The 26,256-nt window shown below is 72.7% G+C and carries 24 protein-coding genes; 16 read left to right on the top strand and 8 right to left on the bottom strand.

From position 1 onward, the window contains the following. Positions 1–61: 61 nt before the first annotated feature. Together ABID81_RS10605 and ABID81_RS10600 are read right to left on the bottom strand one after the other, a co-directional pair. Positions 62–1,351 carry an MFS transporter gene (locus ABID81_RS10605; protein ID WP_354594775.1) on the bottom strand — a complete coding sequence of 430 codons (1,290 nt, stop codon included), beginning with the start codon at positions 1,349–1,351 and terminating at the stop codon, positions 62–64. Further along, a complete protein-coding gene (locus tag ABID81_RS10600) occupies positions 1,348–1,902 on the bottom strand; it encodes an ArsR/SmtB family transcription factor (protein WP_354594774.1) in 555 nt (184 codons plus the stop codon). Before ABID81_RS10600 ends, ABID81_RS10605 begins: the two co-directional genes overlap by 4 nt. Before the next feature lie 345 nt (positions 1,903–2,247). On the opposite strand from ABID81_RS10600, the gene ABID81_RS10595 reads away from it, so the two are divergent. Next, the gene (locus tag ABID81_RS10595; RefSeq protein WP_354594773.1) at positions 2,248–3,177 is read left to right on the top strand and encodes an acetamidase/formamidase family protein; all 930 of its coding nucleotides are present in this window, start codon (positions 2,248–2,250) and stop codon (positions 3,175–3,177) included. A gap of 611 nt (positions 3,178–3,788) precedes the next feature. Further along, complete coding sequence (locus ABID81_RS10590) at positions 3,789–4,358, top strand: manganese efflux pump MntP (protein ID WP_354594772.1); 570 nt, start codon at positions 3,789–3,791, stop codon at positions 4,356–4,358. Positions 4,359–4,565: 207 nt separating this feature from the next. On the opposite strand, the gene ABID81_RS10585 is transcribed toward ABID81_RS10590, so the two are convergent. The 3 genes from ABID81_RS10585 to ABID81_RS10575 form a co-directional block, all read right to left on the bottom strand. Further along, positions 4,566–6,101: a serine hydrolase domain-containing protein gene (locus ABID81_RS10585; protein WP_354594771.1), complete on the bottom strand. Its 1,536-nt coding sequence runs from the start codon at positions 6,099–6,101 to the stop codon at positions 4,566–4,568. Between the two features lie 68 nt (positions 6,102–6,169). Further along, positions 6,170–6,853: a hypothetical protein gene (locus ABID81_RS10580; RefSeq protein WP_354594770.1), complete on the bottom strand. Its 684-nt coding sequence runs from the start codon at positions 6,851–6,853 to the stop codon at positions 6,170–6,172. Beyond that, positions 6,853–7,884 carry an EamA family transporter gene (locus ABID81_RS10575; protein WP_354594769.1) on the bottom strand — a complete coding sequence of 344 codons (1,032 nt, stop codon included), beginning with the start codon at positions 7,882–7,884 and terminating at the stop codon, positions 6,853–6,855. The genes ABID81_RS10580 and ABID81_RS10575 overlap by 1 nt, the downstream gene beginning before the upstream one ends. A gap of 92 nt (positions 7,885–7,976) precedes the next feature. Here ABID81_RS10575 and ABID81_RS10570 point away from each other — a divergent pair, with 92 nt between their 5' ends. The 3 genes from ABID81_RS10570 (at position 7,977) to ABID81_RS10560 (ending at position 9,648) form a co-directional block, all read left to right on the top strand. Then, positions 7,977–8,531, top strand: coding sequence for a CGNR zinc finger domain-containing protein (locus tag ABID81_RS10570; RefSeq protein WP_354594768.1), 555 nt, complete (start codon positions 7,977–7,979; stop codon positions 8,529–8,531). Positions 8,532–8,616: 85 nt separating this feature from the next. Then, positions 8,617–9,141, top strand: coding sequence for a MarR family winged helix-turn-helix transcriptional regulator (locus ABID81_RS10565; protein ID WP_354594767.1), 525 nt, complete (start codon positions 8,617–8,619; stop codon positions 9,139–9,141). Positions 9,142–9,207: 66 nt separating this feature from the next. Further along, positions 9,208–9,648, top strand: a complete 441-nt coding sequence (locus ABID81_RS10560; protein ID WP_354594766.1) for an OsmC family peroxiredoxin — start codon at positions 9,208–9,210, stop codon at positions 9,646–9,648. A gap of 111 nt (positions 9,649–9,759) precedes the next feature. Here the strand turns inward: ABID81_RS10560 and ABID81_RS10555 are convergent, their stop codons facing one another. Beyond that, complete coding sequence (locus tag ABID81_RS10555; protein WP_354594865.1) at positions 9,760–10,818, bottom strand: magnesium and cobalt transport protein CorA; 1,059 nt, start codon at positions 10,816–10,818, stop codon at positions 9,760–9,762. Between the two features lie 558 nt (positions 10,819–11,376). On the opposite strand from ABID81_RS10555, the gene ABID81_RS10550 reads away from it, so the two are divergent. The 4 genes from ABID81_RS10550 to ABID81_RS10535 all read left to right on the top strand — a co-directional run bounded on the left by ABID81_RS10550 (position 11,377) and on the right by ABID81_RS10535 (position 15,936). Beyond that, the gene (locus ABID81_RS10550) at positions 11,377–12,351 is read left to right on the top strand and encodes a D-isomer specific 2-hydroxyacid dehydrogenase family protein (protein WP_354594765.1); all 975 of its coding nucleotides are present in this window, start codon (positions 11,377–11,379) and stop codon (positions 12,349–12,351) included. A gap of 174 nt (positions 12,352–12,525) precedes the next feature. After that, a complete protein-coding gene (locus ABID81_RS10545; RefSeq protein WP_354594764.1) occupies positions 12,526–13,473 on the top strand; it encodes an aldo/keto reductase in 948 nt (315 codons plus the stop codon). Positions 13,474–13,597: 124 nt separating this feature from the next. Further along, positions 13,598–14,233: a hypothetical protein gene (locus ABID81_RS10540; RefSeq protein ID WP_354594763.1), complete on the top strand. Its 636-nt coding sequence runs from the start codon at positions 13,598–13,600 to the stop codon at positions 14,231–14,233. A gap of 188 nt (positions 14,234–14,421) precedes the next feature. Further along, complete coding sequence (locus tag ABID81_RS10535) at positions 14,422–15,936, top strand: NtaA/DmoA family FMN-dependent monooxygenase (RefSeq protein ID WP_354594762.1); 1,515 nt, start codon at positions 14,422–14,424, stop codon at positions 15,934–15,936. Between the two features lie 61 nt (positions 15,937–15,997). Here ABID81_RS10535 and ABID81_RS10530 read toward each other — a convergent pair whose 3' ends face one another. Continuing rightward, positions 15,998–16,477, bottom strand: coding sequence for a hypothetical protein (locus ABID81_RS10530; protein WP_354594761.1), 480 nt, complete (start codon positions 16,475–16,477; stop codon positions 15,998–16,000). Between the two features lie 219 nt (positions 16,478–16,696). Here ABID81_RS10530 and ABID81_RS10525 point away from each other — a divergent pair, with 219 nt between their 5' ends. From ABID81_RS10525 to ABID81_RS10515, 3 genes are all read left to right on the top strand, one after another. Continuing rightward, on the top strand, positions 16,697–17,758 hold the full coding sequence (locus tag ABID81_RS10525; protein ID WP_354594760.1) for an LLM class flavin-dependent oxidoreductase: 1,062 nt from the start codon (positions 16,697–16,699) through the stop codon (positions 17,756–17,758). Positions 17,759–17,824: 66 nt separating this feature from the next. Next, positions 17,825–19,081: an FAD-binding protein gene (locus ABID81_RS10520; protein ID WP_354594759.1), complete on the top strand. Its 1,257-nt coding sequence runs from the start codon at positions 17,825–17,827 to the stop codon at positions 19,079–19,081. Then, positions 19,074–20,132, top strand: coding sequence for an aldose 1-epimerase family protein (locus tag ABID81_RS10515; protein WP_354594758.1), 1,059 nt, complete (start codon positions 19,074–19,076; stop codon positions 20,130–20,132). The genes ABID81_RS10520 and ABID81_RS10515 overlap by 8 nt, the downstream gene beginning before the upstream one ends. Before the next feature lie 123 nt (positions 20,133–20,255). Here ABID81_RS10515 and ABID81_RS10510 read toward each other — a convergent pair whose 3' ends face one another. Next, complete coding sequence (locus ABID81_RS10510) at positions 20,256–20,573, bottom strand: hypothetical protein (protein ID WP_354594757.1); 318 nt, start codon at positions 20,571–20,573, stop codon at positions 20,256–20,258. A 493-nt stretch (positions 20,574–21,066) separates the two neighbouring features. Here ABID81_RS10510 and chvE point away from each other — a divergent pair, with 493 nt between their 5' ends. From chvE to ABID81_RS10490, 4 genes are all read left to right on the top strand, one after another. Then, positions 21,067–22,194, top strand: coding sequence for a multiple monosaccharide ABC transporter substrate-binding protein (gene chvE / locus ABID81_RS10505; RefSeq protein WP_502915208.1), 1,128 nt, complete (start codon positions 21,067–21,069; stop codon positions 22,192–22,194). Between the two features lie 102 nt (positions 22,195–22,296). Beyond that, positions 22,297–23,847, top strand: coding sequence for a multiple monosaccharide ABC transporter ATP-binding protein (gene mmsA / locus ABID81_RS10500; protein WP_354594756.1), 1,551 nt, complete (start codon positions 22,297–22,299; stop codon positions 23,845–23,847). Next, entirely contained in the window at positions 23,834–25,102 is a 1,269-nt protein-coding gene (gene mmsB, locus ABID81_RS10495) for a multiple monosaccharide ABC transporter permease (RefSeq protein ID WP_354594755.1), read from the top strand. Before mmsA ends, mmsB begins: the two co-directional genes overlap by 14 nt. 159 nt (positions 25,103–25,261) lie before the next feature. Beyond that, on the top strand, positions 25,262–26,251 hold the full coding sequence (locus ABID81_RS10490) for a LacI family DNA-binding transcriptional regulator (RefSeq protein WP_354594754.1): 990 nt from the start codon (positions 25,262–25,264) through the stop codon (positions 26,249–26,251). Positions 26,252–26,256: the final 5 nt, after the last annotated feature.

Below are 26,256 nucleotides of genomic sequence, written 5' to 3'. Positions count from 1 at the left end.
CACGCGACGTCATGGTCCGGTCGGGCGCCGCGGGGGAGGACGTGTCGAACGCGCCTGGTCCCTAGGCCGTCCGCCGCGCCTCCTCGGTCGTCAGGGCGCGCACGCTCGGCGTCGACACGGCCGCCGTCGTCGCCACGACGATGACCGCGGCGCAGACGAGCAGCGTCGGTCGCGTGCCGAACAGCTGCGACGCCGGGCCGGCGAAGACCTCGCCGAGCGGCACGGCGACGAACGAACCGACCATGTCGAACGAGTACACGCGAGCCAAGGAGGCGCGGGGCACGTGGGACTGCAGCGACTGGTCCCACGAGATGGCGAAGATCTCGAGGGCGATGCCGCCCAGCAGGAAAGCCACCACCAGCGCGGGCACCACGGGGGCCAGCCCGAGCGTGGCCACCGGCACCGCCGTCACGACCATGAGTCCGACGCCCACGGCGAGACCGCGCCGCGGCCGCCATCGCATGGCGACGACGGCCCCGGCGCCGAGGCCGACGGTCTGGGCCGCGACGACCAGCCCCCAGGCCGCCCGTCCGAACGACCCGTCGGCCACGACCGGGCCGAGCACCGTCGTCGCCCCGACGAAGGCGGCGTTCAGCACCGCGAACTGCACCACGACGATCCACACCCACGACCGACGGGTGAACTCGTGCCAGCCCTCTCGCAGGTCGCCGACCACCGACGAGCCCGACCCGACCGACGCGCCCGTGCCCGCGCCCGGTCGCTGCCCGGCCGGGAGCCGCAACCGCGAGTACAGCACCCCCGCCAGGGCGAAGCCCGCCGCGTCGATCGCCAGACCCCACCCGGGCCCGACCACCGCGACGATGCCCGCGCCGGCCGAGGCGCCGACGACGCTGCCGCCGTTCAGTCCCAGCCGCAGCAGGGCGTTCGCCGGTCGCAGCAGGTCGGGGGGCACCGTCTCGGGTACGAGGGCCGCCGCGGCGGGCAGGCTGACGGCGGCCACCGCCCCGTTCACCACGCCGAGCAGCACGAGCAGGGGGATCGTCGCCGTATCTGTGACGACCAGCGCCGCGACGACGGCTTGCGTCGCGGCCGCCGCCACCGACGTCCCGACCAGCACGACGTCGCGCCGCACGCGGTCGGCGAGCACTCCGCCGGCGAGCAGCACGGCGACGTTGGCCACCGAGCGTGCCGCGACCACGAGCCCGAGGTCCGCCGCGGACCCCGTCAGGTCGAGCACGGCGAACGCGAGGGCGATCGGGGCGACGGCATTGCCGAGCACCCCGGTCGTCCGGGCCGACAGCAGCCAGCGGAACTCCCGGTGCGCGAGGGGGCCGCGACGGTCGTGAGCGGCCTCGCGGGCCGTGGAGGCGCCTCCTGCGTCCCGGGTCACGGTCGCTTCATCGGGAACAGCGCGGCGGTCATCGACACCGGGCTCGTCCCGGGCGTACGCGGTCGTCGCGCGGCGGCGTGCAGCAAGGCCGAGGCGTGGCCGACGTGACGGACCACGCGGTGCCAGGTCTCGGCGTCGACCCACAGCTCGGCGTCGGTCGAGACCTGCGGCCCGGTCGTGCGCCGGGGTGAGCGACGCGACAGTTCGTCGGCGAGGGCCTGGACGTAGCTGGCGCGTTCGTCGGCGGCGGCGCCGTCGTCCGAGTCGTCGCCGGTGCCGGAGCCGGAGGTCGTGGCGGGCACGACCGCGAACGGTCGAGCCGACGACAGGTGCCGGTAGCGCTTCGCCTCGCCGCCCCGGATGCGGACGACCTCGGTGACCTCGACCAGTCCCACCCGTTCCAGCACGCGCAGGTGGTAACTCGCGGTCGCCTGTGACAGCCCGAGTTCGCGACCGGCCTCGGCGGCGCTCATCGCCACTCCGGTCAGCAGCGAGAGCAGGCGCAGGCGGATCGGGTGGGCCGTGGCGCGGAGGTCGTCGAGTGCGGACATGCCGCCATCGTGCAAGCCGCGCAGGCGACCGTCAAACGGGTCTTTGGGGGTCGAGGCCGACCCGGGCGACGCCGGTCGGCGCTGCGGCCCGGATCACTTCGAGGTGGCGAGCCCCACGAACGCGGCCGTGATCAGCCCGGCGCCGACGACGGTGATGGCGATGATGAGGACGTGGAAGAACAGGACCATGGCGGCGTCGGTCTCTCTGTGATCGGGTGCGGCGGGATGTCGGCACGACGGGCCTCCATCGTACCGATCGAGCCTGGGCGGGTCGCGTCCCCGGCGGGCTGCGTCCGCGCCGGGTGGCATCCCCGGCGGGCGGGGTGGGCCGCCTACGCTCGGACGATGACGACCCACCGCCTCGACCCCCGCACCGACACCGCCGCCGAGGTCTTCTCGCGCGACCACGCGCCCGTGCTGACGATCGACCCCGGCGACACGGTCGTCGTCCGCTCGCTCGACGCGTCGGGGCACCTCGAGCCGCAGACCGTGCCCGGCGAGGTGACCCCGTACCTCTTCCCGACCCGCCGCGGCCACGCGCTGACCGGCCCGATCGCCGTCCGCGGGGCCCGCCCGGGCGACATGCTGCAGCTCGACCTGCTCTCGCTCACCCCTGACGACTGGGGCTTCACGGTCGCCGCAGCCGCCGACACCCCGATCACCCGCCACCTCGGCCTGGTCGACGCCGACGCCGCCTGGTTGCTCTGGAGCATCGACCGCGAGGCCGGCACAGCCACGGAGAGCCGTGGCCTCCGCCGCCCGATCGCGCCGTTCCTCGGCGTCATGGGGCTCGCCCCCGCCGAGGCCGGCGAGCACTCGACCATCCCGCCCCGCGCCTCCGTGGGCGGCAACATCGACTGCCGCGACCTCGTCGCGGGCACCACCCTCTGGTTGCCCGTCGCCGTCGACGACGCCCTGCTCTACCTCGGCGACGGCCACGCGGCCCAGGGCGACGGCGAGGTCGGCGGCACCGCCATCGAGACCGGCATGACGACGGAGGCGCGGGTCGGCCTGGCCACCGACCGCCCGCTCTCGACGATCCACGCCGAGACCCCCCAGGCCCGCATCACCTTCGGCTTCGACGCCGACCTCAACGTCGCCAGCGGTGACGCGCTCGCCGCGATGGTCGAGTGGATGCAGCAGCTGTACTCGCTCGACGCGGCCACGGCGCTGGCCTTCGCGAGCACGGTCGTCGACCTGCGGGTCACGCAGGTCGCGAACCGCACCTGGGGCGTCCACGCCGTGCTGCCCCGCGACGTGCTCGTCCCCGCCTGACCGGCGCCGCGCCTCCTGCCCGCGCCGCGCGTCGTGCCCACACCCCCGCGATCGGCGCTGACCCCCTGCCTAGGCAGATCGTCGAGCGCCGATGCGGGGGGTGGCCGAGGCGTTCCCCGTGCCGCACCCTCGCGTCCGGCGCTGACCCCCTGCCTAGGCAGATCGTCGAGCGCCGATGTAGGGGGTGGCCGGGGCGTTCCCGTGCCGCACCCTCGCGTCCGGCGCTGACCCCCTGCCTAGGCAGATCGTCGGGCGCCGGTGCAGGGGGTGGCCGGGGCGTTCCCGTGCCGCACCCTCGCGTCCGGCGCCGACCCCCTGCCTAGGCAGATCGTCGGGCGCCGGTGCAGGGGGTGGCCGGGGCGTTCCCGTGCCGCACCCCCGCGACCGGCGTCAACCCCCTGCCTAGGCAGATAGTCGAGCGCCGGTGCAGGGGGTCGCGGCGGTTCGGGTCGTGACGCCCGGCGCGACGGCCCGCCGACACCCCGGATTCGGCTCGCCGAATACCTCTGATCAGCACTTTTCCGGTCCAGGAGGCGCGCTCGGCATGGCAGGATCGTCAGGTTCCGAGACGACGGCGTCTCCACCGGACCGTCTCGAAAGGCGCTGCCCCCATGTCGTTCTGGGCTCTCTTCCTCATCGCGCTCGGCGTCTCCGCCGACGCTTTCGCCGTCGCCCTCGGCAAGGGCCTGCACATGACGCGCTTCAACCCGCGGCACGCGCTCGTCATCGCCGTCACGTTCGGAGCGTTCCAGGCGCTCATGCCGCTGCTGGGCTGGCTGCTGGGCTCGACCTTCGCGCAGTACATCGCTCCTTTCGACCACTGGGTCGCGTTCGGCCTGCTCGCCCTGATCGGCGGCAAGATGCTCTACGAGGCGTTCTCGTCGCACGAGGACGACGAGAAGGACACCGACCGGTTGAACCTGCGCGAACTGACGGTGCTCGCGATCGCGACGAGCATCGACGCGCTCGCGGTCGGCGTGACGCTGGCGTTCCTGCCCGTCTCGATCGGCTGGGCGATCCTGCTGATCGGCGTGACGACGGCCGTGCTGACCTTCGTCGGCGTGCTCGTCGGTCGCCGGGTGGGCGCGAAGTTCGGCAAGCCGGCCGAGATCGCCGGCGGTGTGATCCTCATCCTGATCGGCGTGAACATCGTGCTCGAGCACACGGGCGTCCTCGGCTGAGCCGCCTCGCACCGGATGACCGACGAACCCCGGACGCGAAGACGAACCCCGAGAGATCGGGGTTCGTCTTCGCGAAAGGGGTTCACCGTCGTACGTGGCCACACGACCCCGCAGGAGGCGCGGGCCGGGCCGGTCGCGTACCTTCCGCAGCTGCGTCGGTCGCGCGGCGTCCGCAGGTGCGTCGGTCGGGTGGCATCCGCGGGTGCGTCAGCTCCGTGGCATCCGCAGCTGCGCCAGCGCGGGAGCGTGCAGCGGCTGGGTCTCCCACAGGGCGGTGAAGGTGGCGTCCGCCTCGTCGAGCGTCAGGTGCAAGCGGTGCGGCGTCTCGACGAAGACGAGGTCGACGTGCAGCAGGTCGGCCGACCGGGTCGCGCTCGTGGCGACCGGGGTGGTGGCGCCTCCGGAGCCGGACCCGGACCCGGCGCCGGTCCCCGTGCTCGTGTCGTCGGTGACGACCCAGTCCTCGGCCTCGACCCGGGCCACCAGGCGGTCGTCGCCCTCGACGAGGGTGAGCGTGGTCGCCGCGTCGGGCGAGGCACGCAGTTCGACCATGGTCAGGCCGGGCTGGTCGTTGCCGTCGGCCGCGGTGAACGACACGAGCCGCTCGGTGCCGGGGGAGTCCTGGTCGCCGACCCGCGCCTCCTCGGCCGACGGTCGGACCGGGGCGGCGTCGTGCTCGGTCGGACCGGCCACCCCGGGCAGCGTCAGGCCGGCGAGGCGGGTCGCCAGGGCGGTGTCGGCCGCCGTCGGCCCGTCGACGCCGGCGTCGACCCGTGACGCGTCCGTCGTGAAGGCGGGCAGTAGGTGCGTCCACGCGGCGTCGAGCACGGCCTGCATGTCGAGCGATTGGCCGGTGAGCGCGAGGACGACGTCGTGTTCGGGCAGCACGACGGCGAACTGACCGTAGGCGCCGTCGCCGCGGTAGCCGTGCCGGGCGATCCAGAACTGGAACCCGTAGCCCTGCGCCCAGTCCGGGTTCGCCTCCCCGGCGTTCGAGACGTGAGCGCGGGTGGCCTCGGCGACCCACTCGCGCGGCAGCAGTTGGACGCCGTCCCACTCGCCCTGCTGCAGGTACAGCTGCCCGAGGGCGGCGATCGCGTGGGTGGTGGCGTGGAGTCCGCTGTAGCCGAGCTCGCGGCCCGACTCGTCGCGCTGCCAACCGACCTCGCCGATGCCGAGCGGGTCGAGCAGTCGGGGGCGGAGGTACTCGGTGAGGGACTGCCCGGTGACCCGCTGCACGACGGCGCCCACGCTGAAGGTGCAGGGCTGGTTGTAGGCGAAGACGGTGCCGGGCTCGTCGTCGGGCGGGGTGAGCAGGAAACCGCGGACCACGTCGACGGGGTCGATCGCCAGTGCATGGTCGAGCGTCTCGGCCCGGTGCCCGCTGGCCATCGCCAGCACGTGCCGGACGCGCATCGACCGGCTGCGCGGGTCGGTGACCTCGGCGTCGAGCTCGGGGAAGTGGCTGAGCACGGTGTCGTCGAGGCTCATGAGGCCCTCGGCCACGGCGAAGCCCACCGCCGACGAGGTGAAGCTCTTGCTCAGCGAGTAGAGCAGGTGCACGCGGTCCGCCGAGTACGGGGCCCACCAGCCCTCGGCGACGACCCGGCCGTGGCGCAGCAGCATGATGCTGTGCGGCTCGACTCCGGCGGTGGACTCGAGGGCGTCGACGAAGGCGGAGACTCCCGCCGCGTCGACGGCCTGGGCGGAGGGCGTGCTGCGCGGCAGCGTCGTCGAGGTCACCCCCCGACCCTATGCCCGTCCTTCGCCCGTGCCACGGCCCCCCGACGTTCCCGCCCGGGAGGCGCGGGTCAGCCCGACAGGGACGTCAACCGCAGGTCGAGCAGCGGCACCCGGTCCCGTGGCACGACCACGAGCACGATCGAGCCGTCGACCTCGGCGCCCCAGCCCACGACGTCGGGGTCGGTGTCGATCAGCACGGCGTCGCGTTCGACGTCGTCGACGACGAGCACCGCTCCCGGCCGCGCGTGGTGGACCGCCACGGGGGCGTCCAGGACGGGCGCGGCGCCGTCGGATCGGGTGCTCCGTCCCTCGGCGGTGTTGACCAGCACGTGGTCGACGTGCCGGGCGAGGTGGTCGGCCACCGTGGCGGGCACGGCCGGCGGCGCCGGGTCGGCGGGCGCGACCATGGTGACCACCGCCTCCCAGAGCAGCGGGTGCCGGAACGCCCGGAGCCCGTCCACGAACCAGTCCGGTCGTCCGGCTGCGAGGGCGTTCGCGACGTGGGTGTCGATCTCGGCGACCCCCTCGACCAGGTTCGACGCGGCGTCGGGGTCGGACGGGTCGGCGACGAACACGTAGTTCAGGGCGACGGTGTGCAGCACGTCGTCGTGCGAGATCGTGCCGGGCTGGGTGAGACCGAGGCGTGGCTGGTCGACGAACGTGAAGACGGGGCGACCGAACGTCGCGGCGACCTCGCGGGCCGTCCGCGGGCGGGGCAGGGCGTGCAGGTCGGCGTTCTCGACGGAGTCCATCACCCCATGGTCGCACCACGGCCGTCGGTGACCGCCGCGTCCACCACCACCGCGTCGCCCACGACCTCCGCCTCGCGGGTGCGCTCGGCCCGGACGAACCCGATGCCGACGACGATCAGCAGGCCACCGCCGAGCTGCAGCGGGGTGAGGGCCTCGTCGAGCAGCAGCCAGGCGTACAGGGCGGCCGCCGCGACCTCGAGCAGGCCGACGAACGACGCCAGGCGCGAGCCGAGCATGCTGCTGGCCGTGATGCTCGTGGCGTACGCGAGCGCGGTGGCGACGACGCCGACGACGAGCATCGGCACCCACCACGGCACGACCGCGTCGAAGAGGGGCACGTCCGCCGCCGACGTGGTGAACGGCACGAGACCGGTGAGTCCGAGCAGCCCGAGCAACCCCGAGCCGACCAGCAGGCCCGACGCCGCGAGGGCGACCGGCGGCAGGTCGCCGCTCGGGCGGGCGGCGATCACGAAGTACGCCGCACAGCAGACCATGGCCGCCCCCGCGAGGGCCAGCCCGACGGGGTCGAGCGCCACGCCGCCGCTCGGCGCGACCACGAGCAGGAGGCCCGCGAAGGCGATCACGGAGCCCACGAGCACGACGACCTGCGGCACGCGCCGCGTGGTCGCCCACGCCACCCCGACGAGCAGCAGCGGGGCGAGGTACTCGATCAGGATCGCCGTGCCGACCGGGATGCGGACGACCGCGGCGAAGTAGAAGACCTGCGTGCCGGCGACGCCGACCACGGCCATGCCGAGCACCCGCCACCGGGCCCGCCAGATCGGACCGAGCCGACCCCGGAGGGCGAACGTCGCCACGGGGGCGAGCACCACCCCGCCGATCAGGGCACGGACGGTGACCGCGGCCACGGGGCTCCAGCCCGACTCGAGCAGCGGCTTCACGAAAGGGCCCGAGAAGCCGAACGAGGCCGCTGCGACCAGGGCGACGAGCAGCCCTGCGGTGGTCGAGGCCGGGCGGCCCGTGGCGACGGGGGTCGTCGGCGTCGTGGTCGTGATCGCACCAGTGCTCACGGGGTGTCCTTCTGTCAGGGCCGTCATGCACAATGGGTGGTGACGCGCCGTCTCTGTCGTGAGCGTACGACCGCCCAGAACAAGGAGTCAACTTGCATTTCGCCCCTGACACCGAAGACGTCCTCGAGTTCAACGTCGCCCTGGTCAACACGGGTGCCGGCGCCAGTCGTTCCGGCGACGACGAGCTCTCGACCCGTGCCGAGCTCACGACCCTGCTCGACGCGTTCGCCTTCTCCGGACGCTTCGACCGCGACGACGCCGAGCTGGCCGCGGTGCAGGGGGTGCGGGCCGAGCTGCGGCGCATCTGGACGCTCGGGCGCGACCTGCTGGCCGGTGAGGTCAACCGCATGCTCGCCGACAGCGTGTCGTCGCCCCGTCTCGTGCGGCACGACGCTCTCGACTGGCACCTGCACGCCACGAGCGACGACGCGCCCCTCGCCGACCGCATCCGCGTCGAGTCGGCGCTGGCCCTCGTCGACGTGATCCGCACCGACGAGACGGGTCGGCTCCGGGCCTGCGCCGCGGACGACTGCGAGGGGGTCTTCGTCGACCTGTCGCGGAACGGGTCGAAGCGGTTCTGCAGCGTGCGCTGCGGCAACCGGGTCAACATGGTCGCCTTCCGCGAACGCCGGGCCGACGCCGACTGACGCGGTGCGTCTCGGTGATCAGCCCGATGTCCGCGAAACGAGTTGCGCACAACTCAATCGCGCGCGACGTGCTACAGTCCTCGACATGACCACCGCAGCCGCGACGACGACCCCGGGCCCCACGCCCGTGCTCGACGAGCAGATCTGCTTCGCGCTCTACAACGCCTCGCGCGCCGTCACGGCCCGGTACCGCGACCTGCTCACCCCGCTCGGCCTGACCTACCCGCAGTACCTCGTGCTGCTCGTGCTCTGGCAGGGCGGGCCGACCACCGTCACCGAGCTCGGTCGACAGCTGCAGCTCGAGTCGGGCACCCTGTCGCCCCTGCTCAAGCGGCTCGAGGCCCACGGGCTGCTGACGCGCACCCGGTCGGCGGCCGACGAGCGCACGGTCGACGTCGCCCTGACCGACGCCGGCACCGCCCTCCGCGAGCAGGCCGCCGGCTTCGCCGACCAGATCTGCGGCGCGACCGGCCTCGAACTGACCGACCTCCAGGCGCTGCGGGCCGACATCGCCGCGCTCGCCGCCGCCGTCCGGGCCAACACCGCCGCCGTGACCGCCGCCGTCGCGTCGGCCGACCACGCGCCCGCCCCCGTAGACCAGCTCCACTGACCCACCACATCCCCCTCCACCCCGTCCGGCACCCCTCGGCGCCGACCCCACGAAAGAGAGCACTCCATGCCCACTCGCACCTCACGCACCGCCTGGAACGGCAGCCTCGAGACCGGTGAGGGCCAGGTCGAGCTCTCGAGCTCGAAGCTCGGCACCTACGACGTCTCGTTCCCGAAGCGCGCCGCCGACGACGCCAACGGCGCCACCAGCCCCGAAGAGCTGCTCGCCGCCGCCCACTCGGCCTGCTACGCCATGCAGTTCTCGGCCGTCCTCGGCCAGGCCGGCGGCACCGTCGAGGCCCTCGACGTCAAGGCCGACGTCTCGCTCGGCCCGGACTCGGCCGGCGGCTTCAAGCTCACCGGCATCGCCCTCACCGTCCGCGGCGAGGTCTCGGGCATCGACGAGGCAGCCTTCCTCGAGGCCGCCCAGAACGCCAAGGAGACCTGCCCGGTCTCGAAGGCCCTCACGGGCGTCGACATCACCCTCGACGCCGCGCTCGAGGCGTAGGCCCGAGCCGCAGCACCGCACCACCTCGAGGACGCAGGAGGCGCGGGTCACCCGACCCGCGCCTCCCGCGTCCTCTGCGTCCCGGCCCCCGCGGGCCGGCGCATCACGCCGTCAGAGCCACTTCTTCCACTTGAACACGCCCCAGATGCTCGCGCCCACCGCGACCATCGCGGCGACCGCCATCGGGTAGCCGAACTGCCAGTGCAGCTCGGGCATGTGGTCGAAGTTCATGCCGTAGACGCCGCCGACCAGGGTGGGCGCGAACAGGATCGCCGCCCAACCCGAGATCTTCTTGACCTCGCCGTTCTGCTGCAGGCCGACCTCCGACAGGCGCCGGGTCTCCTCGTTCTGGGCGAGCCCCGCCTCGGACAACCGACGCATCTCGTCGTTCTGCGCCTGGGTCACCAGCGTCGAGTGCACCGTGAGGGCGTTCTCGAGCAGGGCCCTGAAGGTGTCGGCCCGCTCGCCGATCCGCAGCACGTGGTCGAGCACGTCGCGCAGCGACCGCTGCAGCTCGACGTCGACGCCGTACTTGTCCGACCCGCGCAGCAGGTTCTCGAGCATGCCGCGCAGCGGGCTCGTCGCCCGCTGGAAGCTGATCACCTCGCGCAGCAGCTCGTAGATGCGCCGCGACACCTCGGGGTCGCCGCCGAAGAGCTCGTCCTCGATCTCGTCGATGTCCTTCTCGATGCCCGCGACGACCGGTCCGTAGCCGTCGACGACCTGGTCGAGCACGGCGTACAGCACGGCCTCGGGCCCGAGGGCGAGGAGGTCCGGGCTCGACTCGAGGCGCCGGCGCACCCGGCCGAGGTCGGGGTTCTCGGCGTGCCGGATCGTGATGACGAAGCCCGGCCCGACGAAGACGTGCACCTCGCCGAACTCGACCGTCTCGGTGGCGTCCAGGTACCGGGCCGAGCGCAGCACGACGAACAGCGTCTCGCCGAACCGCTCGAGCTTGGCGCGCTGGTGGCCCTTGAGGGCGTCCTCGACGGCCAGCGGGTGCAGGTCGAACTCCTGTGCGATCGACCGCACCTCGTCGGGGTCGGCCCGGTAGAGGCCGATCCACGCCATGCCCTGGTGCTCGTGCAGCAGTTCGAAGGTCTCGTCGAGGTTCGCCGGGCTGTCGGTGCGGTGGCCCGCGACGTAGATGCCGTTGTCGATGAGTGCCATGGTCTGCGCTCCCTGCCGTTCGTGGTGCGTGGCGTCGTGGTCGGCGCCGACGTCGGGTCGGATGGTGGTCACGACGGTCGCGTGGACGACGGGCGGGCGGTGCGGGCCGGAGGCGACGCACACGGGCGGCGACGCGACACCCGGAGGCGCGGATCGCCGACGACGCGCGTCGACGGGAGACGTCGGTGCCCGTGGGCGTCACTCGTGGTCGGTCGACCCCGTCGCTCAGACGAGCGGGGTGGACGGCGCGACCACGGAGGGATGCCGCGGGGCGCCAGTACTGTCACCAGCCATCGCCGCTCACCTGCCTTCCGTGGTGCTGCCGCCGGGCCCGGACGGGCCGTGGGCCCTGGTGGGCCGTGGGACAGCGTACCCCCGCGGGCACCCGGGGGCGACCGGGCGGCCGGAGCCGGAGAGGAGGAGGCGCGCGTCGCCGTTGACCCGTGCCTCCCGCGTCCACGATCGGGTTCGCGACCGGCAGACGGCGCCACTCTGCCACCCGGGCGAGCAGGACACGAGCCTGAGTCGTCTTCGTGACCCGATCGATACGGTGGAGCGATGAGCACCGTCGCCGTCACCGTCCTGCCCGCCGCCTCCGCCACCGCCGACTCCGAGGGGTCGTCGGGCGACACGTGGGGCGTGGGCCCCGCCGGGCGCGCCGTCGAGGCGACCGACGCGCACCTGGTCGAGCTCGGCGACGAGACCGAGATGATCGTCGTCGGCGGTCGCGTCGACCAGGACGAGCTGCGCGCCGCGATCGAGCAGCACCCGGCGGTCCGCCTCGTGCAGCTGCCGAGCGCCGGCGTCGACGCCTACGTAGAGACCATGCAGGCCACCGCCCGCGACGGCCTCGTCTTCACCAGTGCCAAGGGCGCTTACAGCGCACCCGTGGCCGAACACGCCCTGGCCCTGACGCTCGCCACCCTGCGGTCCCTGCAGATCAGGGCCCGCGCCTCCTCGTGGGAGCGCGAGCAGCGCGGCATCTCGTTGAACGGGTCGAGCGTGACGATCGTCGGGGCCGGCGGCATCGGCACCGAGCTGCTGCGCCTGCTGCAGCCGTTCGACGTCGAGGTGACGATGGTCCGTCGCACCGACGAGGCCGTGCCCGGCGCCCACCGCACGATCACCGTCGACCGCCTGGCCGAGGTGCTGCCCACCAGCGACGTCGTCGTGGTCGCCGCCGCCCTGACCGGCGGCACCCGCAGCCTGCTCGGCGCCGACGAGTTCGCCGCCATGAAGGCCACCGCCGTGCTGGTCAACATCGCCCGTGGCCCCCTGGTCGACACCGACGCGCTGGTGACCGCGCTCGCCGAGGGGCACATCGGGGCCGCCGGGCTCGACGTCGTCGACCCCGAGCCGCTGCCCGACGGCCACCCGCTGTGGGCCGAGCCCCGGGCCCTGATCACCCCGCACCAGGCCAACACCAACGCCATGACCGAGCCGTTGTTCCAGGCCCGGGTCGAGGCCAACGTGCGGGCGCTCGCCGAGGGCGGCGAGCCCGAGGGCGTCGTCGACGTCGAGCAGGGCTACTGAGCCGCTCCTTCCAGGACACCGCCGAGTGGACACGACGCCGTGACGTGCGGCGGTGCCGCGTCCACTCGACGGCGTCGTCACGGTGCGAGGCTGGGAACGAAGTCGCACCCGACGCGTTAGACCTGGGTAGTCGCCACGCCGACCCGGCGCGACGTCCGCGAAAGGAACCCCCGCATGCCCCTCATCGGAACATCCGACCTCGACGTCTTCCCCCTCGCCCTCGGCGGCAACACCTTCGGCTGGACCAGCGACGAGGCCGAGTCGCACTCGGTGCTCGACGCGTTCGTCGCCGGAGGCGGCAACTTCGTCGACACGGCCGACGTGTACTCGGCCTGGGCCGACGGCAACTCGGGCGGCGAGTCCGAGACCGTGATCGGCACCTGGCTCGCGCAGGGCGGCGCCGCCCGTCGCGACCAGCTCGTCATCGGCACCAAGGTCAGCCAGCACCCCGAGTTCCCGGGGCTGAGCGCCGCCAACGTGGCCGCGGCCGCCGACGCCTCGCTGACCCGCCTGCAGACCGATCACATCGACCTGTACTGGGCCCACTTCGACACCGGTGACGACCTCGCGGAGACCCTCGGCGCCTTCGACGCGCTGCAGAAGGCCGGCAAGGTGCGGCACGTCGGCATCTCGAACTTCTCGCCAGAGCGCATCACCGAGTGGATCGAGATCGCCCGCCGCGAGGGCTTCGCGGCGCCGGTCGCGCTGCAGCCGCACTACAACCTCGTCACCCGCGGGGCCTACGAGCGCGACCTGGCACCGCTCGCCGCGCTGAACCAGCTCGGCGTCACGCCGTACTTCTCGCTGGCCGCCGGGTTCCTGACCGGCAAGTACCAGACCCGCGACGACATCGCCGGTGCTCGCAGCGGCAACGTCGAGGGCTACTTCAGCGACGAGGGACTCGAGGTCGTGGCGGCCCTCCGCGACATCGCGAGCGCCCACTCGGTCGAGATCGCGACCATCGCCCTCGCCTGGCTGCAGGCGCAGCCGCGCGTCGTCGCCCCCATCGCCAGCGCCCGCACCCTCGAGCAGCTGCCGGCCCTGCTGGCGAGCGCGAGCGTGGCCCTCGGTGCCGACGAGCTCGCCGCCCTCGAGACCGTCTCGGCCCGGGTGCCCGAGTAGAGCCGACCCGGTCACTCGACCCGCGCCTCCCGGGGTGGTCTCCGCACGGTCCCGCCCCGGCGGCGCGACCGACGGGCCCTCGGGAGGCGCGGTGCGTGCAGCGCCGTCGGCGTACGGTCGAACGATGAACAGCGCGGCCCCCGACCAGAGGTTCCACGGACGCATCGCCGGCTTCGGCACGACCTCCGGCACGCGGGTCGTCGTCGGGCTCTGGAACCGCTCGCCGCTCGGGCGGTTCGTCGACGTGATGGTCGAGGCCGCCGACGGCCACCGCACACTGCTCGCTCCGTCGCAGGCGGTGGCGGACTACGTCTCGTCGACGTACACGTTCGACGAGGTGCGGGTGCAGCCGGTCTCGTGGCGCGGCGTCGACCGGACGCTGCGGGTGTCGGCCGGGCCCGACGCCTCGGGTGACGACGTGCTCGACCTGTCGCTCGAGATCGGGCCCGTGTCGCCGCTCGGCTGGTTGCTGCGCCTCGTTCCGGCGGCGTTCGCGACCCGGCCCGGCTGGCTCACGCTGATCGACCCGGTGGCGCGCCTGCTCGTGCCCGGGGCCCGCACCGCGGGCACGGCCGGCGGCGGACGTCGCGAGTACTACGGAGTCACGCTCGCCCGCCGCGTCGTCGCGGTCGACGCCCGGTTCGACGGTCGGCCGCTCGGGGCGCTCGCGCCGCTCGACCCGCCCGTCCGCTTCGGCTTCGGCTCGGCGCCCGCCGATCCGAGCCTCGTCGACGTGACGACGACGATCCGCGAGGGCTGACGCCGCCCGGTTCGCGCCCCGCACCGCACCGCTCGCCCCGCACGCCTCGCCCCGCACCGCGTTTCGTGCACCGCACCGCGACTAGGCGGGGTGCGGTGCACGAAACGCGGTGCGAAGAGCCCAGACCATGCGCAACACGGCGTCGCCGCCCGGTGGACGAGGAGGCGCGGTGCGGCACAGTAGGACGCGTGAGCACCGCAGACACCCCCGCGTCCGACCCGTCCGCCACCCACCCGGCCACATCCGACCCGTCCGCCGACCCGGCCGCGTCCGACCCGGCCACCACCGACCCGTCCGCCGCCGCCACCGCCACCGGCGCCGTCGACGCCCCCGCCCCGAAGAAGCGGCTGATCCTCAACCTGTTCGAGATGAACTGCGTCGGCCACATCACGCACGGCCTCTGGCGGCTCCCGCACAACCACCGCAGCGAGTACAAGGACCTCGCCTACTGGCTCGAGCTGGCGCGCCTGGCCGAGCGGGGCGGCTTCGACGCGATCTTCCTCGCCGACGTGCTGGGTGCGTACGACGTGTTCGGGGACAGCCCGGCGCCGGCCCTGCTCGAGGGCATCCAGGCGCCGAACGGCGACCCCATGATGGTCGTGCCGGCGATGGCCGCGGTCACCGAGCACCTCGGCTTCGGCATCACGTTCTCGACCAGCTACGAGCCGCCCTTCGCGTTCGCCCGGCGCATGTCGACGCTCGACCACCTCACGGGGGGCCGCGTCGGCTGGAACGTCGTGACGTCGTACCTGCCGAACGCCGCGCGCAACTTCGGCCTCGACGCCGAGATCCCGAAGGCCGAGCGCTACGCCCGGGCCGCCGAGTACCTCGACGTGCTCTACAAGCTGTGGGAGGGCTCGTGGGAGGACGACGCGGTCGTCGCCGACCCCACCGCCGACGGTCTGGCCCCCGGCTCGGGCGTCTACACCGACCCGTCGAAGGTGCACGCCATCGACCACGTGGGCGAGCACTTCCGCGTCGCCGGCCCGCACCTCAGCGAGCCGTCGCCGCAGCGGACGCCCGTGCTCTTCCTCGCGACGGCCTCGCCGAAGGGCGTCGAGCAGGCGGCCCGCAACGCCGAGGTGGTGTTCACCGGCGGTCCGGCCGTCAAGGCGGTGGGGGCCGCCACCCGCGAGGCCGCCGTCCTGGCCGGGCGCTCCGCCGACGACGTCTCGTTCATCGTGCAGGCGGGCGTCGTCACGGGCGAGACCGACGAGGTCGTCGCCGACAAGCTCGCGCTCTACCGGTCGTTCGCGAGCGAGCAGGGCAAGCTGGTCCACCGCAGCATCCCGTTCGACGCGCCGTCGCACCCGCGTGACCGCAGCGTCCGCGAGGCACTCGAGGCCGAGGGACGGCTCGACCACCCGGGCGCGGCCGCGCTGCCCCTCGACATCACGGTGGGCCAGCTGATCGACTCGGTCGACGAGGCCTGGGGCGGCACGTTCTTCGTCGCGGGCACGCCGACGGTCGTGGCCGACGAGATCGAGCGCTGGCTCGACGACGAGGGCATCGACGGCATCAACCTGCGCCAGTACCACTCGTTCGACACGCTGACCGACTTCGTCGAGCTCGTCGTGCCCGAGCTGCGGCGCCGTGGTCGGCTCCGCGAGGCGTACGTGCCGGGCGAGACGCTGCGCGAGCGGCTGACGGGCGGCGGGCCCCGCCTGCCCGGGACGCACCCGGCGGCGGCCTACCGACGCTGACCCGGGGAGGCGCGGTGCCGACGCGAGACGCGGTGGTGTCAGGAGGCGCGGCGCGGCCGGGTCAGCGGGCGGCGGGGCTTCGGTAGCGCGCGGGCACCGGCGGCACGCGCAGCCAGGTGGTGCGGCTGCCACCGCGGCCGTCCGACCACTCGACGAACACGGTGCCGAGCGCGACGAGGGCGTCGAGCTCGACCGGGGTCGCGATGCCGAGCATCGTGCCCGGGCGAAGCCGGTCGCGGCCGCGGACGGGTCCGCCGGGCAGGTCGACGAGCACGTCGCGCGCCGAGCGGCCGACCGTGCGCAGCACGAGGCAGGTGCCCAGGGGCAGGCCGGGGTCCGTGCCGTCGTTCGGCACGTCGAGCCACGACAGGACGAAGGTGGCGGGTCGTCGGACCCGCGTGACGCGCTCGGGGCGGACACGGACCGCCCGGGTCGCGGTGGCCGGCCGGGTGCCGGTCGTGGCGGCCGCGTCGAACGTGGTGGCGGCGTCCGACGGGTCGGTCGTGCCCGGGCGTCCGGTGTCGGGCTCTGCGGTATCCATCGTGGTGGTGTCCCCTGAAGTCGTGGTGTCGTCCGTGGTCGTGTCGTCGTCGACGCGTGGCTCTCGAACGGCTCCGTCCAGCGAACCCCACCCGGGGCCGGGGGACAACGGGGCACGGCCACCCAGTACGGGGGTGGAGCGGTCCCCAGTCCGGGGGACGCGAGACGGGGGACGGGGGACGCGACGGGGGACCCGACGTCGTCTGGCTAGGCTCGACGGGTGACCACCGCCTCCTCGTCGCCGTCCTCGCCGTCCGTCGCCCCGAGACCGCTGCGCCGCCTCGGGTTCCTCACCATCGGCGCCTTCGAGGGCGCCGACCCGACGGCCGGCCTCGAGCAGGGGCTCGAGCTGTTCGAGCGTGCCGAGGCGCTGGGGCTCGACGGTGGCTGGACCCGCACGCGGCACCTGCAGTTCGGCATCTCGTCGCCGGTCGCCTTCCTCTCGGCGGCGGCGCAGCGCACCTCACGGCTGACCCTCGGGACGGCCGTCATGCCGCTCGGCTGGGAGAACCCCTTCCGCCTCGCCGAGGACTGGGCGACCGTCGACGTGCTCTCGCGCGGTCGGCTGCAGCTCGGGGTGAGCGTGGGCGAGCCCCGCGGCTACGACGAGGTCGGCCCGCACCTCTACGGCGACGCGGTCGACCACCAGGACTTCTCGTACGCCCGGGTCGAGAAGTTCCTCTCGCTCGTGCGGGGCGAGCAGGTCAGCGCGTTCGAGGGCACCGAGGGCATCGAGGTCTACACGGGCCGGGTGCAGCCGCAGAGCCCCGGACTCGCCGACCGCGTCTGGTACGGCGCGGGCAGTCCGCGGTCGGCCGAGTGGGCCGGCCGGCAGGGGCTCGGCATGCTGATCAGCAACGTCAGCTTCGCCGGTGCGCCCGGTCCGGTCGAGCCGACCCGCTTCGCCGCGTCGCAGCTCGAGCAGATCCGCGCCTTCCGCGCGGCCCACCCGGCGGGTCAGGAGGCGCGGGTCGCCAAGGGCGCGGTCGTGCTGCCCACCGACACGGCCACCGCCGGGCAGCGTGCGGCGTACGAGGCCTACGCGTCCTCCCGTCGCGACCGCACCACCGTGGCGCACGGGCCCCGCGGCATGATGTTCGACCGCGACCTGGTCGGCCCGTCCGAGTGGATCGCCGAGCAGCTGCGCGAGAACGCGGCGATGCGCGAGGTCGACGACCTCATCGTCAAGCTGCCGTTCGACTTCGGCCTGGCCGAGTACACGCAGGTGCTCACCGACGCCGCAGAGCGACTCGGGCCGTTGCTCGGGTGGCAGGCGAAGTGAGCGCTCACACGACACCCCGGCGGCGCGCCTAGACTCGACGGAGCACCCCGAGCCGAAGGAGTCTCCATGCAGAACTGGGCCGCCAACGTCGAGTACTCGACGACCGACCTGCGTCGCCCCACGAGCATCGACGAACTGCGTGACGTCGTCACCGGCAGTCGTCGGGTGAAGGCCCTCGGGTCTCGCCACTCGTTCAACCGCGTCGCCGACACCGACGGCACCCTCGTGTCGCTCGACGCGCTCGCCACCCCGGTCGAGGTGGACACCGCCGCCGGCTCCGTCCGGGTCGGGGCGGGCACGACGCACGCCGCGCTCGCCGGCGAACTGCAGCGCCGTGGCCTCGCCCTGCACAACCTGGCCTCGCTGCCGCACATCTCGGTGGCCGGCGCGGTCCAGACCGGCACCCACGGCTCGGGCGTCCGCAACCCCGCCCTCTCGGCCGGCGTCCGCGCCGTCGAGCTCGTGCGGGCCGACGGCAGCCTCGAGACCGTGCGCCGTGGTGACGACGCGTTCGGCGCCTCCGTGGTCTCGCTCGGCGCGGTGGGCGTCGTCACCGCCCTCGAGCTCGACACCGTGCCGACCTTCGACGTCGAGCAGACGATCGTCGAGGGGCTGCCCTGGGAGGCCGCCCTCGAGCACCTCGACGCCGTGCTGGCCAGCGCCTACAGCCTGAGCTTCTTCACGCGCTACGACGGCGACGGGGTCGACCAGGTCTGGTCGAAGCACCGCGTCGGCGACGAGGTCGGGCTCGACCTGCGCGACCTGGGCGCCGTGCGGGCCGACGCGACCACGCACATGATCCCCGGGGCCGAGACCGCGGCCGTGACGCAGCAGGGCGGCGTGGCCGGCCCGTGGCTCGAACGCCTGCCGCACTTCCGCTTCGACTTCACGCCGAGCGCCGGCGAGGAGATCCAGAGCGAGTACCTCGTGCCCGCCGAGCACGCCGCGGCCGCGATCGAGGGGCTGCGGGGCATCGCCCACACCTTCGCCGACGTGCTGATGGTCAGCGAGATCCGCACAATCGCCCCCGACGACGCGTGGATCAGCCCGAGCAGCGGCCGTCAGAGCGTCGCCTTCCACTTCACCTGGCACCGCCGGCCGGCCGACGTGCTCGCCGCCCTGCCCGCGATCGAGGGCGTGCTGGGCGCTTTCGACGCCCGCCCGCACTGGGGCAAGGTGTCGACCGCGACGCACGCCGAGCTGCGCCGGGTGCACCCGCGCCTCGGCGACTTCGCCGCCCACGTCGAGTCGGTCGACCCCGAGGGTCGCTTCCGCAACGCGTTCCTGTCCGCGTCCGTCCTCGGAGAGCCCGCCCATGTCTGAACCCACCCCCGTCGCCGACGTCCCCGTGCCCGGCACCACCGCGCCCGTGGTCGAGCCCGCGCCGGGGGCACCGCCCACGGCGACCCTCGCCACCTCGCCCGTCCCGGTCTCGGGTGCCCAGGTCGTGCTCGAGCGCGACGGCTACCGCGCCGAGCTGGCCGCGGTGGGGGCCACGTTGCGTGCCCTGACCTTCGAGGGCCGCGACCTCGTCGTGCCGTTCGCCGCGGACCGGGTCCGGCCCGGCTTCCGGGGCGCCCTGCTGGCCCCCTGGCCGAACCGCGTGACGGACGGACGCTACGAGCGCGACGGGGTCGAGCACCAGCTGGCCCTCAACGAGGTCGAGCGCGGGCACGCCCTGCACGGCCTCGTGCACTGGGCCGACTGGAGCTTCGACCAGGCCCAGGCCGCCCGGGCGTCGGCCTCGTTCGTCCTCGTGCCGAGCGACGGCTACCCCTGGCGGCTCGCGCTCACCGTGGTCTACGAGCTGGGTGACGACGGCCTGACCACGACCGTCACGGCCCGCAACGTGGGCGAGGGCACGGCGCCCTACGGCACGGCCCCGCACCCGTACCTCGTCGCCGGCGACGGCCGCGTCGACGACTGGACCCTCGACCTGCCCGCCGCGAGCTACCTCGAGGTCACCGACGACCGCCTCGTGCCCGTCGGCACCCGCCCGGTGGGCGACCGCGAGGGCTTCGACTTCCGCGAGGGGCACGCGATCGGCGACCTCTTCGTCGACCACGCCTTCACCGGCCTCGCCTTCGGCGGCGGCGACGGCGCCGGCGACGGCGGGTCAGCCGAGGCCCGGGAGGCGCGGGTCGCCGCCACGGTCACCGCGCGCGACGGCCACGGCGTCACCATGTCGTGGGGCCGCGAGCTGCCCTGGGTGCAGGTGCACACCGCCGACCGGCCCGAACCCGAGAACGACCGCGTGGGCCTGGCCGTCGAGCCGATGACCTGTCCGCCCGACGCGTTCAACTCGGGGGAGGACCTCGTGCTGCTCGCCCCCGGCGAGGCGCACACCGCGAGCTGGACCATCACGGCCTTCTAGCCGCGGCACCCGCCCTGTCCCGCCCGCCCGCCCGCCCGGCCCGCCCCACCCGCTCCGCACCGCGTTTCGTGCACGGCACCCCGTCTAGACGCGGTGCCGTGCACGACACGCGGTGCGGACGGCTCAGGCGACCTCGGCGCCCGCCGCGAGGGCCTCGGTCTGCCACGTCATCGCCGACACCGTGCCGGGCAGGCAGCGCTCGAGGGCGGCCTCGAGGGCACGCCGGGTCCGGCGGGCCGCGAGTTCGTCGCGCACGACGACGTCGAAGCGCAGCGCGTCGGGCAGCTCGGTCAGCAGCACGGTGCCCGCGTCGGCGAGCTGCACCAGGTACTGGCCCACGTCGACCCGGGCGGCCCGGTGCTCGGCCAGCAGGCGACGCGACAACCAGAACAGGCCGGCGGCGTCGTGCGCCGTGTGGACGGTCGCGGTCGCGGTGATCATGGCCACACTGTGACGTGACGACCGCTCATGCGCGTGAACGGCGTGTGGCGAACGTGTAAATCCTGCCGCGACACGCCGACGGCGCATCGACTTGACAAGCACCTGGACCTCGTTCAGTATTGCCCCGCACCACCCGATGTGAGCGCTCACATTCTCAGGTCAGCGCTCGACCGTCCTCGCGACGGACCATCACGCACCACTCCGTGACGCCCCCGCCACACGTTTCCTGACGAAGAGGTCAACCGTGAACAGCACCGCACCCCGCCCGGCCGCTCGGCCCGGCCTCCGCACGTCGCCCGCCCCGCGCCTCCTCGCGGCCGCCCCGGCCTGACGTCCCCTCGGCCCCGACGGGCACGCCTCGCGCACCCGTCGGCCCGGCACGTCCCCGACCTCCCGAGTCGTCGCGTGCCTGCACCACAGTGATCCCTCCACAGCACCACCACCCGTCATCGACGACGCCGTCGAGATGACACCTGACACGAATGGAACAACCGTGAAGAAAAAGCTCCTCGTCGGCATCGTCGCCGTCGGCATGGCATTCTCCCTGGCCGCCTGCTCCGGCGGTGCCGGCGGACGCGGCGGTGACGCCGGCGGCAGCAGCAGCGGCGACAACGCCGGCGCGCTGGTCGGCGTCGCGATGCCCACCAAGGTGTCCGAGCGCTGGATCAAGGACGGCGACGCCGTCAAGAGCGCCCTCGAGGACAAGGGCTACAAGGTCGACCTCGAGTACGCCGACAACAAGATCCCCCAGCAGGTCCAGCAGATCAGCAACATGATCACCAAGGGCGCCAAGGTGCTCATCGTCGCCTCGATCGACGGCGGCTCGCTCAGCGACCAGCTCGACTCGGCCGCCAAGGCCGGCATCAAGGTCATCTCGTACGACCGCCTGCTGACGGGCAACAAGAACGTCGACTACTACGTCTCGTTCGACAACTACAAGGTCGGCGTCGACCAGGGCACCAGCCTCCTGACCGGTCTCGGCCTCGTCGACGCGGACGGCAAGAAGGTCGACGGCGCCTCGCCCAAGACCATCGAGGTCTTCGCCGGCAGCCCCGACGACAACAACGCCAACTTCTTCTTCAGCGGCGCGATGGACACCCTCAAGCCCTACATCGAAGACGGTTCGCTGACCATCGGCTCCGGCCAGGACCAGTTCACGCAGGCCGCGACGCAGCAGTGGGACCCCGCCACCGCCAAGGCGCGCATGCAGAACCTGATCGCCTCGACCTACTCGAGCGGCACCAAGCTCGACGGCGTCCTCTCGCCCTACGACGGCATCTCGATCGGCATCATCTCGGCGCTCGAGGGTGCCGGCTACTCGAGTGACGCCCTGCCGATCATCACCGGCCAGGACGCCGAGGCCGCGTCGGTCAAGTCGATCATCGAGGGCCAGCAGTACTCGACCATCTACAAGGACACCCGTCAGCTCGCCGACCAGTCCGTCGTGATGGCCGACGACCTGCTGACCGGCAAGACGCCCGAGACGAACGACGACAAGACGTACGACAACGGCGAGAAGGTCGTCCCGACGTACCTCTTCCAGCCCACCATCGTCACCAAGGACAACTACAAAGAGGTCCTGATCGACAGCGGCTACTACACCGAGGCCGACCTCAAGTAGGTCCCTCCCCCCGAGAACCGAGGAGGCGCCGGTCGCCGACCAGCGCCTCCTCGTTCCTCTGCTCCCCAGCAGCACCCACCCGACACACGGAAGAAGGAACACGTGGCGAACACGATCCTCGAGATGCGGGAGATCACCAAGACGTTCCCCGGCGTCAAGGCCCTGCAGGACGTCACGCTCGAGGTCGAGCGCGGCCAGGTCCACGCCATCTGCGGCGAGAACGGCGCCGGCAAGTCGACGCTCATGAAGGTGCTCTCCGGGGTCTACCCGAGCGGCTCGTTCGACGGCCAGATCCTGCTCGACGGCCAGCCCGTCGACTTCAAGAACATCAACGACTCCGAGGCCGCGGGCGTCGTCATCATCCACCAAGAGCTGGCCCTCAGCCCGTTCCTGTCGATCGCCGAGAACATCTTCCTCGGCAACGAGCAGGCCAAGGGCGGGTTCATCGACTGGAACAAGACCAACCTCGACGCCGCCGGCCTGCTGGCCCGCGTCGGGCTGCGCGACAACCCGATCACGAAGGTCGTCGACATCGGAGTCGGCAAGCAGCAGCTGGTCGAGATCGCGAAGGCGCTGTCGAAGCGCGTGAAGATCCTCATCCTCGACGAGCCGACGGCCGCCCTGAACGACGACGACTCGGCCCACCTGCTCGACCTGATCAAGAGCCTGCAGGGCCAGGGCATCACGTCGATCATCATCAGCCACAAGTTGAACGAGATCAAGGCGATCGCCGACAAGGTCACGATCATCCGTGACGGCAAGACCATCGAGACCCTCGACATGCACGCCGACGAGGTGTCCGAGGACCGCATCATCAAGGGCATGGTCGGCCGTGACCTCGAGAGCCGGTACCCGGCCCACGAGTCGACGGTCGGCGAAGAGCTCCTCCGCATCGAGGACTGGACCGTCCACCACCCGCTCGACGCGACCCGCGAGATCATCCACCAGGCCCACCTCAGCGTGAAGGCCGGCGAGATCGTCGGCATCGCCGGGCTGATGGGTGCCGGACGCACCGAGCTCGCGATGAGCGTCTTCGGCAGGAGCTACGGCACCGGCATCTCGGGCACCGTCTACAAGCGCGGCCAGGAGGTCGACACCTCGACGGTCAGCAAGGCCATCGCGGCCGGCATCGCCTACGCCACCGAGGACCGCAAGAAGTACGGCCTGAACCTGATCGACGACATCACCCGCAACGTGTCGGGCTCGGCGCTCGGCAAGCTCGCGAACTGGGGCTTCGTCAACCGGTCCGAAGAGAGCACCGTCGCCGAGCGCTTCCGCAAGAGCATGAACATCAAGGCGCCGACCGTGGCCGCCGTGACGGGCAAGCTCTCGGGCGGCAACCAGCAGAAGGTCGTGCTGTCGAAGTGGATGTACGCCGACCCCGACGTGCTGATCCTCGACGAACCCACCCGCGGCATCGACGTGGGTGCCAAGTACGAGATCTACACGATCATCAACCAGCTCGCGGACGCGGGCAAGGGCGTGATCGTCATCTCGTCCGAGCTGCCCGAGCTGCTCGGCATCTGCGACCGCATCTACACCCTCTCGGAGGGGCGCATCACGGCCGACGTGCCGATCGCCGAGGCGACCCCCGAGTTCCTCCTGAAGTACATGACCCTCGAACGAGAGAGCCCCGTCAATGAGCGCGCCTAGCCCCACCCAGGCCACCGACCCGAAGCCCACCGGCGGGTCGCCCACGTCCCGTCAGCCGCAGTCCGGCTCCGGGGGCAACCCGATCGTCAGCGCGGTCTCGTACCTCGGCGGCCAGCTGCGTCAGATCGGCCTGTTCATCGCGCTGATCGTGATCGTGCTGTTCTTCCAGATCACCACGAACGGCATCACGCTCGCACCGATCAACGTGTCGAACCTGGTCGTCCAGAACAGCTACATCCTGATCCTGGCCATCGGCATGGTGATGGTCATCATCGCCGGCCACATCGACCTCTCGGTCGGCTCGGTCGTCGCCTTCACCGGTGCCATGGCCGGCGTCATGATCACGCAGTGGGGCCTTCCCTGGCCGCTGGCCGTCGTCCTCTGCCTCGTGCTCGGCGCGCTGGTCGGTGCCTGGCAGGGGTTCTGGATCGCCTACTTCGGCATCCCGGCGTTCATCGTCACCCTGGCCGGCATGCTCGCCTTCCGCGGTGCCGCCCAGATCGCCCTGCAGAGCACCCAGATCTCGTCGTTCCCCCAGGGGTTCCGCAACATCGGCTCGGGCTTCCTGCCGGCCTTCGGCACCACCGGTTACGAGCCCCTGACGCTGATCCTCGGCGCCGTCGCCTCGATCGCCCTGATCGGCACCGGACTGCGCGGTCGTGCGACCCGTCGCAAGTACCAGCTCGAGGACGAGCCGTTCCTGTGGTTCGTCACCAAGCTCGTCTTCACCGTCGCGCTCGTCATGTACGTCGGGTTCCTGCTCGCGAGCTACTCGGGCACCCCGATCGTGCTGGTCATCCTCGCCGTGCTCGTGGTCGTGTACTCGACCGTCATGAAGAACTCGGTCTTCGGTCGTCACGTCTACGCGATCGGTGGCAACGTCCACGCCGCCGAGCTCTCGGGCGTCAAGACCAAGCGCGTGACCTTCCTGCTGTTCGTCAACATGGGCGTCATCTCGGCGCTGGCCGGAATCGTCTTCACCAGCCAGCTCAACCTCGCCGCGTCCAGCGCCGGCACCGGGTTCGAACTCGACGCCATCGCGGCCGTGTTCATCGGTGGCGCCGCCGTCACCGGCGGCATCGGCACGGTGACGGGCGCCATCATCGGTGGTCTGATCATCGGCATCCTGAACAACGGCCTGTCGATCCTCGGCGTCGGCACCGAGTACCAGTCCCTGATCAAGGGCCTCGTGCTGCTCGCCGCGGTCGCGTTCGACGTCTTCAACAAGCGTCGCGCCGCCTCGTCCGGCAAGTAACGAACGCGACACCCGTCGACGAGGCGCGGTTCCCGGTGACGGGAGCCGCGCCTCCTCGTCTCTCCGCCCCCGGGCGGGCACCCGGTCGGACCGCAGGAGGCGCGGGTCGGCCGCGCAGGACACCGTCGTCCGCAAACCGAACCGAAATAGGATCATCTCGTGGCAACCCTCTTCGACGTCGCGGCCGCGGCCGGCGTCTCGCACCAGACCGTGTCGCGGGTCGTCAACGGCGACCCGACGGTCCGGCCCGCCACGAAGGCCAAGGTCGACGCCGCGATCGACGACCTGAACTACCGGCCGAGCCTCACGGCCAGGGCCCTGGCCAGTCGCAAGACCCGGTCGCTCGGCGTCATCAGCACGGGGTTCCCGTTCTACGGGCCGTCGAGCACCATGCACGGCTTCAACGGTGCCGCCCGCCGCGCCGGCTACCAGGTGTCGATGGCCACGCTCGACGTCGACGACCGCCAGGGCATGCGTCAGGCCCTCGACTCGCTGGTCGGGCAGAACGTCGCCGCCATCGTGCTGATCGCCCCCGACTCCGAGGCCCTCGAGGTGCTGCGGCGCTCCGACGTCTCGGTGCCGCTGGTGACCGCCGACAGCGAGGCCGAGGACGGCCACCACACGGTGTCGTTCGACCAGGCCGCCGGGGCCGAGGCCGCCGTCGAGCACCTGGCGGCGCTCGGGCACCGGCGCATCGCCCACGTCGCGGGGCCCGACGGGTGGATGGACGGACGCGACCGCGAGCGGGGGTGGCGCGAGGCGTGCGCCCGGCTCGGGGTCGACTCGAGCCTGCTGTGCCGGGGTGACTGGACGCCGGGGTCCGGTCATCGCATCGGCCGCGAGCTCGCCCGGCGCGACGACGTGACCGCCGTGTTCTGCGGCAACGACCAGATGGCGCTCGGCGTGGTGCACGCGTACGTCGACGCCGGGCTCGTCGTGCCCCGTGACGTCAGCATCGTCGGGTTCGACGACATCCCCGAGGCCGAGCACTTCGTGCCGCCGCTGACGACCGTGCGCCAGGACTTCGAGGCCCTCGGCCGTCGCCTCATGACCACCGTCGAGGCGGTGCTCGCGGGCGACGACGCGCCCGTCGCGGCGCTCGGCCCCGAGCTCGTGGTCCGCCGCTCGACGGCTGCGCCCGCGCGCTGACCCGG

Origin of the sequence: Frigoribacterium sp. PvP054, assembly GCF_040547465.1 — a bacterium.
In the GTDB taxonomy this organism is placed as follows: domain Bacteria; phylum Actinomycetota; class Actinomycetes; order Actinomycetales; family Microbacteriaceae; genus Frigoribacterium.
Note: the sequence above shows the minus strand (reverse complement) of the source record. Positions and strands in the feature narration are given on the sequence as shown.

Coding starts and splice junctions, on each gene's coding strand:
- ABID81_RS10600 (WP_354594774.1), bottom strand. CDS start 1,902: ATGTCCGCACTCGACGACCTCCGCGCCACGGCCCACCCGATCCGCCTG.
- ABID81_RS10595 (WP_354594773.1), top strand. CDS start 2,248: ATGACGACCCACCGCCTCGACCCCCGCACCGACACCGCCGCCGAGGTC.
- ABID81_RS10590 (WP_354594772.1), top strand. CDS start 3,789: ATGTCGTTCTGGGCTCTCTTCCTCATCGCGCTCGGCGTCTCCGCCGAC.
- ABID81_RS10580 (WP_354594770.1), bottom strand. CDS start 6,853: ATGGACTCCGTCGAGAACGCCGACCTGCACGCCCTGCCCCGCCCGCGG.
- ABID81_RS10565 (WP_354594767.1), top strand. CDS start 8,617: ATGACCACCGCAGCCGCGACGACGACCCCGGGCCCCACGCCCGTGCTC.
- ABID81_RS10560 (WP_354594766.1), top strand. CDS start 9,208: ATGCCCACTCGCACCTCACGCACCGCCTGGAACGGCAGCCTCGAGACC.
- ABID81_RS10555 (WP_354594865.1), bottom strand. CDS start 10,818: ATGGCACTCATCGACAACGGCATCTACGTCGCGGGCCACCGCACCGAC.
- ABID81_RS10550 (WP_354594765.1), top strand. CDS start 11,377: ATGAGCACCGTCGCCGTCACCGTCCTGCCCGCCGCCTCCGCCACCGCC.
- ABID81_RS10545 (WP_354594764.1), top strand. CDS start 12,526: ATGCCCCTCATCGGAACATCCGACCTCGACGTCTTCCCCCTCGCCCTC.
- ABID81_RS10540 (WP_354594763.1), top strand. CDS start 13,598: ATGAACAGCGCGGCCCCCGACCAGAGGTTCCACGGACGCATCGCCGGC.
- ABID81_RS10530 (WP_354594761.1), bottom strand. CDS start 16,477: ATGGATACCGCAGAGCCCGACACCGGACGCCCGGGCACGACCGACCCG.
- ABID81_RS10520 (WP_354594759.1), top strand. CDS start 17,825: ATGCAGAACTGGGCCGCCAACGTCGAGTACTCGACGACCGACCTGCGT.
- ABID81_RS10515 (WP_354594758.1), top strand. CDS start 19,074: ATGTCTGAACCCACCCCCGTCGCCGACGTCCCCGTGCCCGGCACCACC.
- ABID81_RS10510 (WP_354594757.1), bottom strand. CDS start 20,573: ATGATCACCGCGACCGCGACCGTCCACACGGCGCACGACGCCGCCGGC.
- mmsB (WP_354594755.1), top strand. CDS start 23,834: ATGAGCGCGCCTAGCCCCACCCAGGCCACCGACCCGAAGCCCACCGGC.